Origin of the sequence: Paenibacillus sp. JCM 10914 (assembly GCF_001315105.1) — a bacterium.
Taxonomy (GTDB): Bacteria; Bacillota; Bacilli; order Paenibacillales; family Paenibacillaceae; genus Paenibacillus_AQ.
In genome coordinates, this window is sequence record NZ_BAZR01000012.1 from 81917 (window position 1) to 97679 (window position 15763).

General features: G+C 50.5%; 14 protein-coding genes, 5 pseudogenes and 1 other annotated feature (1 of these 20 only partly in view). Of the genes and pseudogenes, 12 read left to right on the forward strand and 7 right to left on the reverse strand.

Annotated elements, in window-relative coordinates; all coding sequences use genetic code 11:
• Positions 1-57: 57 nt before the first annotated feature.
• Both JCM10914_RS15120 and JCM10914_RS15125 read left to right on the forward strand, forming a co-directional pair.
• A pseudogene (locus JCM10914_RS15120) lies at positions 58-956 on the forward strand (ABC transporter ATP-binding protein); the annotation flags it as partial.
• A gap of 87 nt (positions 957-1043) precedes the next feature.
• A pseudogene (locus tag JCM10914_RS15125) lies at positions 1044-1739 on the forward strand (ABC transporter permease); the annotation flags it as partial.
• A gap of 89 nt (positions 1740-1828) precedes the next feature.
• Here JCM10914_RS15125 and JCM10914_RS15130 read toward each other — a convergent pair.
• Together JCM10914_RS15130 and JCM10914_RS15135 are read right to left on the reverse strand one after the other, a co-directional pair.
• Complete coding sequence (locus tag JCM10914_RS15130; protein WP_023962418.1) at positions 1829-2245, reverse strand: polymer-forming cytoskeletal protein; 417 nt, start codon at positions 2243-2245, stop codon at positions 1829-1831.
• Positions 2246-2258: 13 nt separating this feature from the next.
• Positions 2259-3230, reverse strand: a complete 972-nt coding sequence (locus JCM10914_RS15135; protein WP_023962420.1) for a M23 family metallopeptidase — start codon at positions 3228-3230, stop codon at positions 2259-2261.
• Positions 3231-3475: 245 nt separating this feature from the next.
• On the opposite strand from JCM10914_RS15135, the gene cls reads away from it, so the two are divergent.
• Positions 3476-4906, forward strand: a complete 1431-nt coding sequence (gene cls / locus JCM10914_RS15140; RefSeq protein WP_023962422.1) for a cardiolipin synthase — start codon at positions 3476-3478, stop codon at positions 4904-4906.
• 169 nt (positions 4907-5075) lie between these two features.
• Entirely contained in the window at positions 5076-5993 is a 918-nt protein-coding gene (locus JCM10914_RS15145) for a YitT family protein (RefSeq protein ID WP_023962424.1), read from the forward strand.
• 109 nt (positions 5994-6102) lie between these two features.
• On the opposite strand, the gene JCM10914_RS15150 is transcribed toward JCM10914_RS15145, so the two are convergent.
• On the reverse strand, positions 6103-7068 hold the full coding sequence (locus tag JCM10914_RS15150; RefSeq protein WP_231638662.1) for a serine hydrolase: 966 nt from the start codon (positions 7066-7068) through the stop codon (positions 6103-6105).
• Between the two features lie 35 nt (positions 7069-7103).
• Positions 7104-7679, reverse strand: coding sequence for a TetR/AcrR family transcriptional regulator (locus JCM10914_RS15155; RefSeq protein WP_023962428.1), 576 nt, complete (start codon positions 7677-7679; stop codon positions 7104-7106).
• Between the two features lie 192 nt (positions 7680-7871).
• On the opposite strand from JCM10914_RS15155, the gene JCM10914_RS30425 reads away from it, so the two are divergent.
• Both JCM10914_RS30425 and JCM10914_RS30430 read left to right on the forward strand, forming a co-directional pair.
• Entirely contained in the window at positions 7872-8234 is a 363-nt protein-coding gene (locus tag JCM10914_RS30425) for a radical SAM domain protein (protein ID WP_023962430.1), read from the forward strand.
• A 74-nt stretch (positions 8235-8308) separates the two neighbouring features.
• Positions 8309-8860 (forward strand): hypothetical protein, encoded by a 552-nt coding sequence (locus tag JCM10914_RS30430; protein ID WP_231638663.1) that lies wholly within the window; start codon positions 8309-8311, stop codon positions 8858-8860.
• Here the strand turns inward: JCM10914_RS30430 and ligD are convergent.
• The 3 genes and pseudogenes from ligD to JCM10914_RS15175 all read right to left on the reverse strand — a co-directional run bounded on the left by ligD (position 8843) and on the right by JCM10914_RS15175 (position 11610).
• A pseudogene (ligD, locus tag JCM10914_RS15165) lies at positions 8843-9765 on the reverse strand (non-homologous end-joining DNA ligase). The gene JCM10914_RS30430 and the pseudogene ligD sit on opposite strands and share 18 nt — an antisense overlap.
• Before the next feature lie 5 nt (positions 9766-9770).
• Positions 9771-10676 (reverse strand): DNA ligase, encoded by a 906-nt coding sequence (locus JCM10914_RS15170; protein ID WP_036718402.1) that lies wholly within the window; start codon positions 10674-10676, stop codon positions 9771-9773.
• Positions 10677-10681: 5 nt separating this feature from the next.
• A pseudogene (locus JCM10914_RS15175) lies at positions 10682-11610 on the reverse strand (Ku protein).
• A 240-nt stretch (positions 11611-11850) separates the two neighbouring features.
• Here JCM10914_RS15175 and JCM10914_RS15180 point away from each other — a divergent pair.
• The 6 genes and pseudogenes from JCM10914_RS15180 (at position 11851) to tsaD (ending at position 15294) form a co-directional block, all read left to right on the forward strand.
• Complete coding sequence (locus JCM10914_RS15180) at positions 11851-12048, forward strand: hypothetical protein (protein ID WP_023962443.1); 198 nt, start codon at positions 11851-11853, stop codon at positions 12046-12048.
• A gap of 3 nt (positions 12049-12051) precedes the next feature.
• Positions 12052-12228 (forward strand): annotated as a pseudogene (locus JCM10914_RS15185) (H-type small acid-soluble spore protein); the annotation flags it as partial.
• 222 nt (positions 12229-12450) lie between these two features.
• Positions 12451-12903: a tRNA (adenosine(37)-N6)-threonylcarbamoyltransferase complex ATPase subunit type 1 TsaE gene (gene tsaE, locus JCM10914_RS15190; protein ID WP_023962447.1), complete on the forward strand. Its 453-nt coding sequence runs from the start codon at positions 12451-12453 to the stop codon at positions 12901-12903.
• Between the two features lie 7 nt (positions 12904-12910).
• On the forward strand, positions 12911-13702 hold the full coding sequence (gene tsaB, locus JCM10914_RS15195) for a tRNA (adenosine(37)-N6)-threonylcarbamoyltransferase complex dimerization subunit type 1 TsaB (protein ID WP_023962449.1): 792 nt from the start codon (positions 12911-12913) through the stop codon (positions 13700-13702).
• 20 nt (positions 13703-13722) lie between these two features.
• The gene (gene rimI, locus JCM10914_RS15200; protein ID WP_023962451.1) at positions 13723-14241 is read left to right on the forward strand and encodes a ribosomal protein S18-alanine N-acetyltransferase; all 519 of its coding nucleotides are present in this window, start codon (positions 13723-13725) and stop codon (positions 14239-14241) included.
• 9 nt (positions 14242-14250) lie between these two features.
• Positions 14251-15294, forward strand: a complete 1044-nt coding sequence (gene tsaD / locus JCM10914_RS15205; RefSeq protein WP_023962454.1) for a tRNA (adenosine(37)-N6)-threonylcarbamoyltransferase complex transferase subunit TsaD — start codon at positions 14251-14253, stop codon at positions 15292-15294.
• Between the two features lie 412 nt (positions 15295-15706).
• Positions 15707-15763, forward strand: a binding site (T-box leader); it runs 240 nt beyond the window's last position.

The window sequence follows — 15763 nt, forward strand, 5'->3', positions numbered from 1 at the left end:
ATGTATTGTATAATTATGGTGATTCACAGGATACATGGGCAAAGGAGATTTATTTATATGAAGCAGGAACCCTTGGTACGATTGCTCGGTGTGACAAAGAAAGTATCTGGCAAAGTGCTGGTGGATGACGTGACCTTTGATATTACACCGGGGCAAATATTCGGATTCCTAGGTCCGAACGGTGCAGGTAAGACGACGACCATCCGCATGATGGTCGGGCTGATGTCCATTAGTAATGGGGACATTACGATTGGTGGATACAGCATCAGGACCCATTATGAAGAGGCTGCCGCCCAGATCGGGGCGATCGTGGAGAACCCTGAAATGTATAAGTTTCTCTCCGGTTATCATAATCTGAAGCATTTCGCGCGCATGATGCCCGGTATTTCGGAAGCGCGTATCCAGGAAGTCGTCGAACTGGTCGGGCTAGGCAGTCGGATTAGGGATAAGGTTCATACGTATTCCCTTGGCATGCGTCAGCGGCTCGGCGTAGCCAAGCATTGCTCCATCAACCGAAGCTTCTGATTCTGGACGAGCCCACCAACGGGCTTGATCCCCAGGGAATTCGCGAGCTGCGCGATTATTTGCGCAGATTGACGCAGGAGGAAGGCACGACCGTATTCGTGTCCAGCCATCTGCTCTCGGAGATGGAACTGATGTGTGATACGGTGGCGATCATCCGGCATGGCAAGCTGATTGATATTCGGAAACTTCGTACCGAAGAAGGGGAGCGGATGTTTGAAGAGACGGCGTTCATCGTAAGTGATGTGGGTGTCGCATTACAGTCACTTAACGCTTATGAAGTCAGGGCTCTGGGTGACCGTATCATTGTCAGGGGGAATCCGGACATGATTGCCGATATGAACGCTGAGCTCGTTGGGGCGGGTGTGCGGGTATTTGGCATTCAGCCCGTGACGCAATCGCTGGAGGATCAATTCCTGGAAATGACGGGAGGGGTCATGATGTTGAATAACTTCGCCTCTCTGATTGTGAATGAGAATATGAAGATTTATTATCGGGTGCGTACCTGGGTGATGCTCGGGATTCTTATATTCTTTAATGCTGCGATGCCGGCGATTTTATTCTTCTCGGATGCTTCAATGGATCCTTGGACGGTCTTCACCTGGACAGAAAGCTTCACACTGTATTTAAGCGCCATCTTCACCGTGATGATTGCCTCGGATATAATGGCGGGTGAATTTACAGGGGGCACAATCAAGCTGCTGCTGATCAGACCATGGAGCCGCGGCAAAATCCTAATGTCCAAGCTGATCGCTTTCACGATGTTCGGACTGCTCTGCGCGATTATTACTGCCGCTGTGGGCATCGTCTCCTCGATGCTGTTCTTTGCCGGTTCGCAGGTGCCATCGGAGTTGGCCGGGCAGGCGGCAAGCCATGCGCTGCTGCTGCTGTTGACGGACACGATCCAGGTCCTCGTCATAGCGCTTATCGCCTTCATGCTCTCCACCGTGTTCCGATCAGGCGGACTGTCGATCGGATTGTCGCTGCTGGTGTTGTTCACCAAAGATCTGATCGGCTTCATCTTCAGTCCTGAACGTTATGGATGGGCTAAATATCTGTTGTTCCAACATACCGATCTGAGCGTCTATATTCGTTCTTCTGTCGGTCCGGGCGGAGTTAGTCTCGGCTTCTCAGTAACGATGCTCGCGCTCTACAGTTTGTTGTTTGTCTTGATCTCTTGGTTGGCTTTTGCAAGAGGGATGTTGCAACCTAAGTGAATAGGAGCCCCTTCAGCCATGTTAAAGCCATGGATACGAAAGGGGCTCTTTATCATTGAAGCAGCCACGCAAATCCTCCATGCACCAGACTAGCCTGCTTCCGGGCGTTGGAGCGAGATTGGTGCCTCCGTTACTTCAGCTTGCTTGCCTGTCTGAGCAGTTGGCTGTTCCATATGACTTGAACCGTTCAGTAGTCCCCCCTCCATAATAATGAGGGAAGTGGCATAGACGTCACCGTTCATCTGACCCGTCGGCGTAATCGTCAATCGGGCCTCAGCCGTAATATCTCCATAGACTTGACCTGCCACGATAACCTCACGGCCCATAATGTTGGAACGGGCAACGGCACGTTCACCGATGGTGACACAACCCTGACTTTCAATGGTGCCGCTGAAATGCCCGTCAATTCGAATATTATCCTCGCACTGCAGCACGCCCTCCATTTCACTCCCAGGTCCGATCAACGTATCAATTCGATGTGATGTGCGTTTATTTTTCTTTTTCATGGCCAGATTCCTCCTATTGCAAATATGATATCGGGTCCAGCGTTTGATCATTCTTTACGACTTGAAAATGAAGATGGGGGCCAGTGCTTCTTCCGGATGAGCCCAGCTCGCCGATGGTCTGGCCCTGCTCGACACGTTCTCCCTCCGATACGCTCAGCCTGTTCAGATGCATGTACCATGTCTCCAGGCCGTTTGGATGCTTGATGATAATATAAAGTCCGCGTGCCCCGCTGCGCTGGGCTGTCGTAACGACACCGGCACCGGCTGCATAGATTGGGTCACCGATTTTACCCGCAATATCGATTCCCGCATGATAGGCTGACCGCCCGGTAAAGGGGTCGCTGCGGTAGCCGAAGCTGGAAGTCAGTCGTTTGGATTCCGTTGGCCAGCGTGAGGGCATGCCCTCACGCTGATCCTGTGTCTCTTGCGCCTGTACCAATGTTCTTGGGATATGCTGCTCCATTCTTGAAATGATCTGTTGGATTTCCTCGAAGTCATCTTTGGTTTCTCTGGCAAGGTTCAGCATCTCGTTCTCATGGACCGCAATGAATTCACCCCCGACGTGATGCGCATCATCTTCGGTGCTGTAAGAGGTTTGGCCGGATAATTGGCCATGTTTCTCAATAAATTGCTGTAATTCCACCTCGAGCTGCTGCACACGTTCCATCTGGATTTTCGTCTGCTCGGCCTCGCCAGACAATTGGATAATGGCCCGGTTTAATCGTTCTATCGCTTCATTCTTGTCTGTGACGGTGATCTCCATTTTTAAAGCTTCCAAGCTTTTGAGCGTCAGCTGCTGTTCCAGGCCCGAGATCGTCTGGGCGGATTGAATTTGCAAGGATACGATTAGTCCGGCAATCGACAGCAGAGCAGCCGCAGGCACCGCTATCATCAGTGGTTTGGACAATTGGATCTGTTTGACAGAATGCTGGGCATCCCGGAGCACCAGCAGGGTCAAACGTTGCTTCCGGTGTGCGGTTCTCATGGCATCTCCCTTCCATACATCATATTCGGGACTCGCGTTTAACATCCGATATACTTGGCCATCTCCTTATCTAGTATGTATTCTATGGTTTCGTAGAACATGTCAAAAATAATGCAAAGCGAGAATTTATTCAGCAAGGTGCAGCATTGGGTAATTGAATAAATAATGAAGCAATTGGTCAATGATGTAGGTATCTGCTCATGGCTGATTTTTATTACTATCTTTCATAGTTAGGGGGCTGCCGTATGGTGTGGCTTCTGCTGGCACTTATTTTTTTTATTGTGCAAGTCGCGACGGTATTGCTTCTGGAGTATCGCAGTCCGTCCAAGGCTGTCGCATGGGTATTCATTATGCTGTGCCTTCCGGTGATCGGGTTTGTACTCTATTATTTCGTGGCCCAGGATTATCAGAAGCGCTTAAAGATTCGCAAGCGCGGATCAAGATTGTTCCAAGAGATTCGAAGCCATTTATGGGATCGGGCCGATATCGTTAGGCGCAAAGAAGATATGAACAATCCCGAATTCCATCACAATGCACGTCTGTTTAACTTGCTGAATCACCTGTCTGAAAGCCCCATTACCGGCTGCAACGAAAGTCGGGTATTAACGGACGGGGAGGAGACCTTCGCGGCCATGCTGGAAGCGATGGAACAGGCGAAAGAGCACATTCATGTCGAGTTCTATATTTTTCGCGACGATCAGATTGGGACTCAATTTCAGGATGTGATGATCCGTAAAGCTAGGGAAGGGGTCAAGATACGCCTCATTTGTGACGGGCTTGGCAGTATCAAGCTCAAACAGCCCTTTATCCAGAAGTTTAAGGATGCGGGCGTGGAATTTTATTACTTCCTACCGATATGGGTATCCATGTTTAGTCGTAGAATTAACTACCGGAATCATCGCAAGATCGTGGTGGTTGATGGCACGGTTGGGTTTCTGGGCGGCATCAATGTTGGCGATGACTATCTAGGCAAGGATGTTAAAATGGGCTATTGGCGCGATACGCATCTGGAGCTGAGAGGGGATGCGGTTTATTTCCTTCAGAATGTGTTCCTGCATGACTGGAAGCTGGCTTCGGGGGAACGGATTGCGGATCATGGGCTGTACCCGGAGCATGATTGTACCGGCAATGAACAGGCGCAAGTATTAAGCAGCGGCCCGGATATGAACTGGAATGCCATTCAGGAGATGTGCTTCGGGGCGATTACAGTAGCCAAAGAGCGAATCTGGATAACGACACCGTATTTCATACCGGATCAGGGAGTTTACGAAGCATTGAAGACGGCTGCCGTGAGCGGGGTGGATGTGCGGATTATCATTCCGGACCGGGCCGATTCCCGGCTTGTGAAGCTGGCCAGTCTATCTTACGTTGAGGAATTGTTAGCCGCCGGTGTTATCTTCTATGAATATGAGAAAGGCTTTATCCACGCGAAGGTGCTCATTGTGGATGAGTTGCTCGGCTCCGTCGGAACGGCAAACTTGGATATGCGAAGCTTCTTCTGTAATTTCGAACTGACGGCTGTGCTGTTTGATCAGCAACCGATCGACCGACTCGTTTCGGACTTTGAAGAAGACCTAAGACATAGCAAGCAGATTGATGCGCAAGCCTTTCAGCACCGAGGAAGATGGCAGAAATCCAAGGAAATTTTGTGTCGTATGTTCTCCCCACTACTATAAATCCTTGCGTATATACACATCTGACATGAGATGTTAAGTTGATCTCTCTGACCCAAAATATAAAAGGAAGAACTTTGAAAATCCCTTCGTTTATATGATAGAATATTTATATGGGTTCCGCTTATAAATATATATAAGCTTAGATTCTTAAGCTGAACGGGGGAGATATATGTCAAGTGATGTAAAGATTCTTGCACAAGTCAAAGCGGAGCAGCAGAAGCCGGAGAATCCCAGGGCTGGTTCCGCAGCCTTGAGGATTCTCCGCCGTCTGGTGTTCTTAACTTTGGGTGCGGTATTGATGGCGGTAGGTTTGGAGATTTTTCTAGTGCCAAACCATATCATTGATGGCGGAATAACCGGGATATCCATTATGATCTCCCATATTACGGAATTGCCGCTCGGTATATTCCTCACCTTGTTCAATTTACCGTTCTTGTTCATGGGATACAAACAGATTGGCAAGACGTTCGCTTTATCTACGCTGTTTGCCGTGCTGGTCATGTCGGCCGGCACTTATTTTCTTCACCCCGTCGACCCGCTAACGATCGATCCATTGCTGGCTGCGGTATTCGGCGGCGTGCTGCTCGGTGTAGGGGTCGGGCTTGTTATTCGATCCGGCGGATCGCTTGACGGCACAGAGATTGTAGCAATATTGATCAATAAACGGACGCCGTTCTCCGTCGGCGAGATCGTCATGTTCATCAATGTGTTCATTCTCGGAAGCGCGGGCTTCATCTTTGGCTGGGATCACGCGATGTACTCCTTGATTGCTTACTACCTGGCTTTTAAATTAATCGATATTACGATTGAAGGGATCGATCAGTCCAAATCGGTATGGATCATTAGCGACAAGCATAAGGAAATCGGCGATGCCCTGACCCAGCGATTGGGACGTGGTGTTACCTATCTGGACGGCGAAGGCGCTTATTCAGGAGACAGCAAGAAGGTAATCTTCGTTGTGATTACCCGGCTTGAGGAAGCGAAGCTGAAGACCATAGTCGAGGACTGGGACTCCCAAGCCTTCATTGCCGTGGGGAACATTCATGACGTGAAAGGCGGCAGATTCAAGAAAAAAGCCATTCATTAATCGTTCTAGTTCCACCCGTTTCGCTTACTTGGCGCGGGTGGAACTTTTTTTATAATGACGGATAATTCTAGCCATGCCCTGTACCGCTATCGATTGACCTATGGCCTGATTAACGGTTCCGGTGAAATACAAACCCGTTTCGATGGTGGAAGGCAAATGCGCCGGATTGCCCCCAGTGTCCGATTAGGCCTTGGCGAAGTGCAAATGGAGATATCGGTTGTCTGGAGATCCCTGTGCCGTAATAGAAAGTACCGGGGGACCAGAGGAAATTCCACTTCATCGTTAACTCTTTCAGCTCGGACTTAGGAAACAGGCTGCCATCAAAGAAAGCACGCAGGAAAGTCATATTCTCTTTCGCTGTTGAAACGATGCCGCCTTCGGTTCCAATCGAGGACATGTATATAGGCAATCGCAGCCGCTTTTCCTTGTAATAGAAATCGATCGGGCTGTCGTCCTGTGGATCAAGATAAAAATAAGTATCGTTCAGGTTCAGCGGGTCAAATATACGTTCCTTAAATAAGCTGGCGACGGGTTGCCCTGTAATATTCTCCAGAATACGACCGAGCAATTGATAATTGGTGTCTGAATATTGTGCTTTGCCCTTTTGACCGGGAAAGAACTTCGGCTTTGCTGCTTTGGCTGCGCTCAGAACCCTGGTTAGCCCAAAGGGCTGGTCATGACCAGCTACCAAATCCGCGAATACCTGACCCGAGAAGTAATCGGGAATGCCGGAAGTATTGGACATAAGATGTTTGACGGTGATGAGCCCGGAGTAATCGTGATGATCCAGAATGTGCAGAGCTTGCATAATATCATCAGACAGATGTTGACGGATCGGGTCATCAAGGTCTATTAATCCTTCAGCTCTCAACTGAAGGATGATGGCCGTCACATATAGCTTGGTAACACTCGTAATGAAATATCGGTCATGCGGCTGCATCCCGCCAGCAGAACTGACAAGTGCTAGGTTTCTGTCTTGATCCTCCACGCATAGAACCGTACTGAATATGCGTTTATTCTCACCCATTTTGGACATCCACTGATCAAGCCTTGATTGTTCGAGCCAACTCCCCATATGCCATTCCCCCTCCATAAATTTGGATACCCTCATTAGCGAGTTTCATGCTGCCGTTTGCGTGCGGCGCGGACAAAGTCCTCTGCAGCTTCATCCATCATTCGAAGCATCTGTTCATCGTCAGGAATCTCGGTGAACAGATGGTTTGCCACCATGACGCACAGGCCTGTCTGGAATACCTGCATTTTAATCAATATCGCTTCCAACTCTTGGTCTGAGAAGCCGGACAGATCCGGGTCCTGCTGCATGAGTTCTACTACGTATTGAATTTGCTCAGGCGTATGTTTCATGTGTTGACTGTTCTTCATGATCAGGTCCCGGTACAGCACCGGATACTCTTTAGCAAACCGAAGGCTGGCCATGCCGATGTCACGGAACGGCTGTCCCGATGATTGATCCGTGATCAACTGCTTAGCGGTATGAAGAGCGTGGTTTACCACGTGCTGAACGAGTTCCTCCACATCGTTGAAATTAACGTATATCGGGGCAATCGAGCTCCCTAGCTGCTCAGCTACTTTGCGAATCGTGATGGAGTCAAGACCATCCTTGCGGGCAATCTGAAACGCGGCCAGCACAATGTCCTGTTTGGTGAATTTAGATTTTGGTGGCATGATAAGCTCCTTGCTCTATTATTATGAATATCAAACGATATATATCACTTGATATTTAATCATTATACAGACTGGTTTGTAAACAAAGCAAGTTTTGATTATAATAGGAACATACGTTTGTTTAATGGTTGGGATATGGATGGATTTGTAGATTAATTTTGGATAATTAAGAGGCATGGAGGGGGCAAAGACATGGGACAGACTCGTTATGAGCACGTAACCACCAAGCAGACGTTAAACAGGGTGAAAGCGGAGAGGATGCCCTTCGATTGGTCGATCAATCCGTACCGTGGGTGTGGACACGGCTGCAGCTTCTGTTATGCCCGTGGCTTCCAATCCTTTATCGGAATGGGGTATGAGGATGAGTTCCAGCATCATATCTTTATGAAGATGAATGCGGCGGAAGCGCTGCAGCAGCAGCTAACCATCGCTGCCAAGAAACATGAGTACGACCTTGAAGCGATGCGGCGGTCCATCGGTGAAGTGACGATAGGAACGGCTACGGATCCGTATCAGCCGATTGAGGGGAAAGCGAGATTACGCGGGAGTGCCTGAAGCTGCTTGCGAAATATCGGATATCCACCAATATCACTACTCGTTCCCCGCTAGTCATGCGTGACCTGGACATTTTGACGCGAATGGAGGACGTCTCCGTCAATATCAGTCTGAACACCATGGATGCGGCAGTGATCCGCATGTTGGAGCCGGCATCACCGTTACCGGCGGCCCGATTGGAGACGATTCATCGTTTGTCTGATGCGGGTGTGGATACCAGCCTTTTCGTAGCACCTGTACTGCCATTAATTACGGATGCGGAGGATGGGATAAGGGGGCTCTTAACTAGTGCGCGCGAGCGTGGGGCGGTTTATGCGATGATATCTTTGCTGCGGTTGTCACGCGATGTGAAGAAATGGTATCTGGCAACGCTGAAACTTCACTTTCCGCAGCTTGTGCAGTCCTATCGGGAGCTCTATAGTCAAGGGGCATATGCCGAGGGCGACTATATTCGCTCCTTCAAAGCCATGGCAGCATTGCTGCTCGCAGAATTTAAGCTGGACAAGCGAACGGCAGAGATGGCTGAAACAATTCCTTCCCTGCCAAGGAGGATGCCAGAGCCTTCCAAACCGGTGACAGGCAAAGAGCTAATGCCGGAGGTCGAGCAGTTATCCTTTCCGTTTTGACGGACGCTTGGTTTGCGATTTGAGCTGATGGATCACGTTCTCGATCGGTTGAGGAGCCAGTGCTTGCAGCAGATCTCCTTTATCCTTGAGCCTGTCTACAATGTTCAGCAGATGAAACTCCTTCGGCGATACGTCCTGCTGTACTTCATCCCAAGTGAGCGGAGTGGAGACCGTGGCAAGCGTCCGGGCACGAGGGGTATACGGTGCCGCTAACGTCCTTCCGCTATAGTGCTGCAAGTAATCGAAATAGATCTTATTGCCACGGTTTTTCTTCAGCCGCTCGAGGGTGAACAGTTCGGGATGCTTCTCCGTTACATATTGCCCTACGAATTGTCCGACGGAACGCAGGTCATCGAAGGTAATTCCATCAGAAATGGGTACGATAACCTGCACACCGGTTGCACCGGAGGTCTTCGGGACCGACGAGAGACCGAGGGATTGCAATACACTTCCTACAATGGCGGTCGCTCCATGATCCGCGGCTCTTCTTGCTGCGACGGATCGAGGTCAATCATCCATTCACAAGGCTGCTCGCTGCCGGCCAAGTGCAGGGAAGGGTGGAATTCAAGCGCGGCGAGATTCCCGAGCCATAACAGTTCCGGCAGTCCGTTAAGCAGCACATAGTTAATGTTCTCATGGATGTAGGTGGTAACGAATGGCGGGAGAGGCTCAGGTGCATTCTTCTGATAGAAGGATTCACCTTCCACGCCGTGCGGATATCTGATCGTCGTTAGCAGCCTTCCCCGGCAATAACGAAGCAGATACGGGGAAATTGCTGCAAGTTTTTGCAGGTAGATGGCTTTCGTAATGCCAACCTCCGGCCACAGTGGTTTATCGGGGTTGGTGATTTGAATTTCTTGTCCCTCGATTTGAAGGGTCCCTTTAATCGTGCGGTGACGTGCTATGATCTTTACACCCCCTCAATCGATACGAGTTTCGGATGACGCATCATACCGTCCTGACTCCATTCCAGAAAGGTCACTTGCACCTTGAGCGGCTCGCTTAGCCAGGCAAGCCGCTCTTTTCTCAGATCGGAATGAAGGGGATGCCAGACTGCGTTATCGGTATGATGATCCCCGGCATATTGGAGCAGGAGTCGCTTGTTCCGTTCGTTTAAACCGAGGGAGGCTCTGCCGATATAGTTGCGCTCCTCATCAGACAGCACCAGGCTGGCGACCCGTCCCTCACGAATGATGAATGCAACGGCGGTTGCCTCCATCTGGATGGCAATCTTCTTCTTATACCAATCGCGATGCTTCTTGCCCTCACGGTAGGGAGAAGCAAGGCGCTTCATGACAATGCCTTCCCAGCCGCGCTCCTCTGCCCAATCCCATAAAGCTTCTCCATCAAGGAATAAGTCTGCGATTAAGAGCCCTGGCACGTTCGCTGCAACTTCCTTAAGACGGTGATGGCGTTCGATATAAGGCAGCTTACGCATATCCCGGTCTCCATCCACCAAAATGTCGAATACAACGTAGGTGAGACGGGGGGCGTTGGCGCTCACGGATCGGGAACGCTCTCTTTGCAGCACTTTCTGGAAGACGGGGCGTCCTAGCTCGGGATGGAAATACACAACTTCACCATCCAGCAAGAGCTGCTGCTTAAGTCCGGATAAGGAAGCCACAATCTCAGGATAGAGCGCGGTTTTGTCCAGCAGCTTGCGGGAATAGAGTGAGACGCCGCTTTGGTCCAGACTTGCCAGAATTCGTACGCCATCCCATTTCAGCTGATAACCCCACTCTTTTCCGGTAAGGATTCGTTCGGCTGTAATGGGAGCCATTGGAGCTTGTGGCAGCAGATGCTTCATCTGTCCCATCACGATTAGGAATTCGAATCGGACTTCTTAGACTTCGTTGCCCGGCGCTTCGGTTTCGGCGTCGTTTCATCGGCTTCGCCGCCGCTAACTTTGGCTGCGGCTTCCTTGGTTGCGCTCTTGCGCGGAGATTTACGCGGCTTCGCTTGGTGCCTGGATCCGTGCCAATCGGTTTGACCGCCTCGATACTGGCCTGCAAAGCAGCCATTAGATCCACTACATTCGTCTCCTGCTTGGCCGGAGCAATTTTGATTTCTTCGCCGGATACTTTACTGTTGATCAGCTCAAGCAGACGTTCACGGTAATCGTCCGTATATTTCTCAGGATCGAACGGCGTGGAGAGCTGTTCGATCAACAGCTTAGCCATGTCCAGCTCTTTATCATTCACGGCCGTTGTCTCAGGCAAGTTCGGAACTTGGGAGATTGGACGTATCTCATCCGGGTAGAAGATCGTCTCAATCGAGAGGCACTCATCCAGCACGCGAATGGCGGCAAGGCTGCTCTTGGATCGGATGGCAATCTTAGCGATCCCGATCTTGCCCGATTGCTTCATCGCCTCCATCAGCAGACGATATGCGTTGGCGCCTGCTTGGTCGGGGGAGAGGTAGTAGGTCTTTTGGAAGTAGATCGGGTCGATCTCCGTTAGATCCACAAAGTCCAATATTGTAATGTTCTTGTTGTTCTGCTCGGCGAGTTGGTCAAGTTCTTCCTTCTCGAACAACACAAACTTGCCTTTCTCGTACTCATACCCCTTCGTAATTTCTTCCCAAGCGACTTCCTCTTCACAGACCGGACATTTCCGAATGTACGACAGCGGACTCCCGCATTCTTTGTGAATGTATCGCATGGAAATATCCTTATCTTCCGTGGCCGAGAACATTTTGACCGGTACATGGACCAAGCCAAAGCTGATCGCACCTTTCCAAACTGTATGCATATCTATGAAACCTCCTATCAAATTTTAGTATGTTTCCATAGTGTGCCCAAAAAAAGACTCTAGTATGAGTTATAGCGACTTGCTGAATAATTAGAACCGGTTTGAGGCATATTGACGAGGAACTTTGCCTTTGAAGGAGGTTGATTTCATCATGACGGAGCCTAGAGAAACCGAAATCTCGGAGGAAATTCAGAAGGACCGGGCATCAGACCATTCGGCGGCCGAGCGATAAACGGCGAGATGTTGAATTGGGAAGGCATTACCAGCGAGGAGAGCGAAATTTCCCGGGAATCTACAATGTTCGATATTGACCGGATGATTAATGAAGGTCTTGGTGGTGGAAACGTTACGATGGATAACGGGTTGATCGGTGCTTCCACGACCGATACGATGGATATCGTTGACGAATCGCCAAGAGAGACGGGAAAGGGGGAGTAGCGAATGGAACTGCAGCGTGCTGTCGATATTTTCAACTCCAAGGACACCCATAAAGTGAATCTGGAAGGGGAGTCTGTCTGGATCGAGCATGTCGATCAACAGAATGGAATGGCTACCGTCCAGGTTGGCTCCCGGCCGACGAATACGATGACTGTTAAGGTGGATCGTCTCAAAGAGGAGAGTAACCGATTTTCACGAAGAAGTAGTTGTACATCAAAACACTTTACTCGGACAATCGTCGCATGGACGATACACCGATAAGGTGTTTTTTTGTTCGTTGCAGATTTCTTGCAGCGAATTGGGAGGACCGATATAATGAAGATCAAGTATTTTTAAGTTAGTGTTAATATCGTTATAAGGGTGGTGCCAGGTGAACAACTTCCATGCGAATGCCAATTTCAGATGATTTCAAGCAGTTTGGAGCAAACGGAGGCGCTTGCCGCCTGGTTGGCGAACAAGGTTCAGCCAGGTACGGTGATCGGGCTCGACGGCGATCTTGGGGCCGGGAAGACGGCATTCTCGCAAAAATTTGCCAAACACCTGGGTGTGAGCGGCGTCGTGAACAGCCCGACGTTCACCATTATCAAAGAATACGAGGGGCGGTTGCCGCTCTATCATATGGATGTGTACCGTTTGTCGCTGGATGAAGCGGATGAGCTCGGCTTGGACGAATACTTTTTCGGTGAAGGGGTATGTCTGGTGGAATGGAGCCGCTTGATCACGGAGCTGCTGCCTGCTGCATATCTGCACATCCTCATCGAGACGATGGACGAATCGCAGCGAACGATCACGATAACGGGCCATGGTGAGTTATACGACAAATGGTGCCGGGAATTGAAGGAAAAATGGGGTTAAGCAGATCATGAACAACGATAACGTAAGGCCGCGGCAGCGGTTTTTGGCGCTGGATACATCAACGCCCACCCTCGCCGTATCCATTCTGGATCAGGACCGGCTTCTGTCCGAAGTGAACACAAACGCCGATCGGAATCATTCCGTTCATATCCATCCAGCTATTGCACAAGCACTGGAGAAGGCAGACATGACAGTCGGGGATGTCGGCGGTATCGCTGTTGGCGTCGGGCCAGGCTCCTATACAGGCATACGGATTGCCGTTACGACGGCGAAGACGCTGGCCTGGGCACAGAACATTCCGGTGCTCGGCGTATCGAGTCTTCATGCACTGGCATGGGGAGGTCTTCAGTCGGGCTGGGGCGATGCTTCGCCAAAGCAAGGAATACACTGGGTCATCCCGTTGCTCGATGCGAGGCGGGGTCAAGTGTATACAGCTCTATTCGCAGCGGATGCATCAGACGAGCAACGAGAACCGCAGCGACTGGAGCCGGATGCGATCCGCTTGATGCAGAACTGGACGGAGTCGCTCATCGAACGGATTAGTGAACTTCCGGGAGAACAGCGTCCTACTGCTATTTGGTTTGTCGGTGAGACAGAGATCCATGCGGAAACGGCACGCAGGCTTGAGCACTTGTGCCCCAATATGCTTCACGTTCATCCGTATTCGCTGGAAGGACGATGGATGGGTTACCTTGGGGCCAAGCGATTGTTAGCTGGTGAAGCGGATGACACGCACACGCTGGTGCCCAATTATACACAGCTTTCCGAAGCGGAAGCGAACCTGCTGCGCAAGCGGTGAAGGGAGCGAGAGGGATCGTCATGGAGCAGGAACGGAATTGGATAGAGATCGATGAAGAAGCAGGACTGGTCTTTCGATTGATGACACGCGAGGATATTCCGAAGGTGATGGTCGTGGAGCGAGAATCGTTCACGGTTCCATGGACTGAGGAAGCGTTTCATAACGAGCTTACGCTGAACCATTTTGCCAAGTATATGGTAATGGAGCATGAAGGCGAGATCGTCGGATACGCAGGAATGTGGACGATCGTGGATGAAGCACATGTTACCAACATCGCCGTACTTGAAGAATACCGGGGGCGTAGATGGGGAGACCGTTTGCTCTCGGAATTGATGAAAACAGCGGCATACATTGGCATGGAGAAAATGACGCTGGAAGTCCGTGTCTCGAATCATATAGCCCAGCGCCTATATGCCAAAAAAGGATTTAAACCCGCCGGTCTTCGCAAAGGCTATTACTCTGATAACCAGGAAGATGCGCTTATTATGTGGGCTGACCTTCCTCCTTATCGGGAGGATCCAGGCAAGGAAGGAAGTTAAAGAACCGTTATGACAAAAGAACATATAGATCGGGAGCACAGTTTGATATTGGCGATAGAGACGAGCTGTGACGAAACCTCCGTTGCGGTCGTTAAGGATGGCAACGAAGTATTGTCCAGTGTCATCGCCAGTCAAATCGAGACCCATAAAGCGTTTGGCGGTGTCGTGCCCGAAGTCGCCTCGCGCAAACATGTGGAGAACATTTCGCTCATCATGGAGCAGGCCATCGCCGAAGCCGGAATCGAGAAGAAGGATCTGTCGGCGATCGCGGTGACGCAAGGACCAGGGCTCGTGGGTGCTTTGTTGGTGGGCGTTATGGCTGCTAAGAGTCTGGCACTCTCGCTGGATAAGCCGTTGATCGGAACGCATCATATCGCAGGTCATATCTATGCTAACCGATTCGTTGGTGAGCTGAACTATCCGTGCATGGCGCTGGTTGTTTCCGGCGGCCATACCGAGCTCGTATACATGAAGGACGAAGGTTCCTTCGAGTTAATCGGTCGAACGCGTGATGACGCTGTGGGCGAGGCATATGATAAGGTTGCACGTGCACTCGGATTCCCGTATCCGGGTGGACCTCATGTCGACAAGATGGCCTTGGAGGCTGAAGAGGCGGTACCGCTGCCACGGGTGTGGCTGGAGCCGGAATCCTATGATTTCAGCTTCAGCGGTTTGAAATCGGCGGTGTTGAACGTGGTGAATCAGAGTAAGATGCGCGGCGAAACGGTGCGTACGGATGCGATTGCCCGCGGGTTCCAAGAATCCGTGGTCGAGGTGCTGGTCGAAAAAGCGGTACGCGCCATGAAACAGTATGACGCACGTCAGTTGCTGTTGTGCGGAGGCGTTGCTGCGAACCGCGGGCTTCGCCAGGCGCTTACCGAGCGATGTGAGCGAGAGCGGATCACCTTATCGATTCCGCCCTTTCAATATTGTACCGACAATGGGGCGATGATCGCAGCCGCCGCCCATCTGAAGTGGAAGCAGCAAAGCTTCACGCCGCTTGATATGAAGGCTGATCCGCAGTTTCCGCTGAAGGAATGGGCGGAGGGCTAAAGGTAAAATGTCTGCTTGACACCTTTTAATAAACAACGTATAATCATGTCAAATTCCAGATTGTTGAAACGCGAAGAACAGGATTAGTAAGGTAGACCTTGGTTAAGAGAGCTGCGGGATGGTGCGACGCAGTCGATGGGAACCTGAACTCACTTGGGAGCGGAACGTGGGAACCTTACGCACATAGAGCTGCGGAGTTTGACCTCGTTACGGAATGGCCTACGTCATCAGGCTGCGCACAAATCATTCATGATTTGGCGATTAAGGGGGCTTTGAAGAATCCATGCATGCAGCACCATGCACGGGGGAACGGAGTCAACAAGAGTGGTACCGCGATAGGATAGCCTGTCGTCTCTTGATTTCAAGAGATGACAGGCTTTTTTGATGTTAAATATACAACCTCATATCAATCTCAAACGCAATGAACGGGAGTAGTACAGGGACGTTGGTCTACAGAGAGCTGTGAATC

Bases quoted from the DNA above. Each gene is read 5' to 3' on its own strand.
- JCM10914_RS30425 (WP_023962430.1), top strand. From the start codon at position 7,872: ATGGGACAGACTCGTTATGAGCACGTAACCACCAAGCAGACGTTAAAC.
- tsaB (WP_023962449.1), top strand. From the start codon at position 12,911: ATGAACAACGATAACGTAAGGCCGCGGCAGCGGTTTTTGGCGCTGGAT.
- JCM10914_RS15155 (WP_023962428.1), bottom strand. From the start codon at position 7,679: ATGCCACCAAAATCTAAATTCACCAAACAGGACATTGTGCTGGCCGCG.
- tsaD (WP_023962454.1), top strand. From the start codon at position 14,251: ATGACAAAAGAACATATAGATCGGGAGCACAGTTTGATATTGGCGATA.
- JCM10914_RS15130 (WP_023962418.1), bottom strand. From the start codon at position 2,245: ATGAAAAAGAAAAATAAACGCACATCACATCGAATTGATACGTTGATC.
- JCM10914_RS15135 (WP_023962420.1), bottom strand. From the start codon at position 3,230: ATGAGAACCGCACACCGGAAGCAACGTTTGACCCTGCTGGTGCTCCGG.
- cls (WP_023962422.1), top strand. From the start codon at position 3,476: ATGGTGTGGCTTCTGCTGGCACTTATTTTTTTTATTGTGCAAGTCGCG.
- JCM10914_RS15145 (WP_023962424.1), top strand. From the start codon at position 5,076: ATGTCAAGTGATGTAAAGATTCTTGCACAAGTCAAAGCGGAGCAGCAG.
- rimI (WP_023962451.1), top strand. From the start codon at position 13,723: ATGGAGCAGGAACGGAATTGGATAGAGATCGATGAAGAAGCAGGACTG.
- tsaE (WP_023962447.1), top strand. From the start codon at position 12,451: ATGATTTCAAGCAGTTTGGAGCAAACGGAGGCGCTTGCCGCCTGGTTG.
- JCM10914_RS15180 (WP_023962443.1), top strand. From the start codon at position 11,851: ATGTTGAATTGGGAAGGCATTACCAGCGAGGAGAGCGAAATTTCCCGG.
- JCM10914_RS15170 (WP_036718402.1), bottom strand. From the start codon at position 10,676: ATGGGACAGATGAAGCATCTGCTGCCACAAGCTCCAATGGCTCCCATT.
- JCM10914_RS15150 (WP_231638662.1), bottom strand. From the start codon at position 7,068: ATGGGGAGTTGGCTCGAACAATCAAGGCTTGATCAGTGGATGTCCAAA.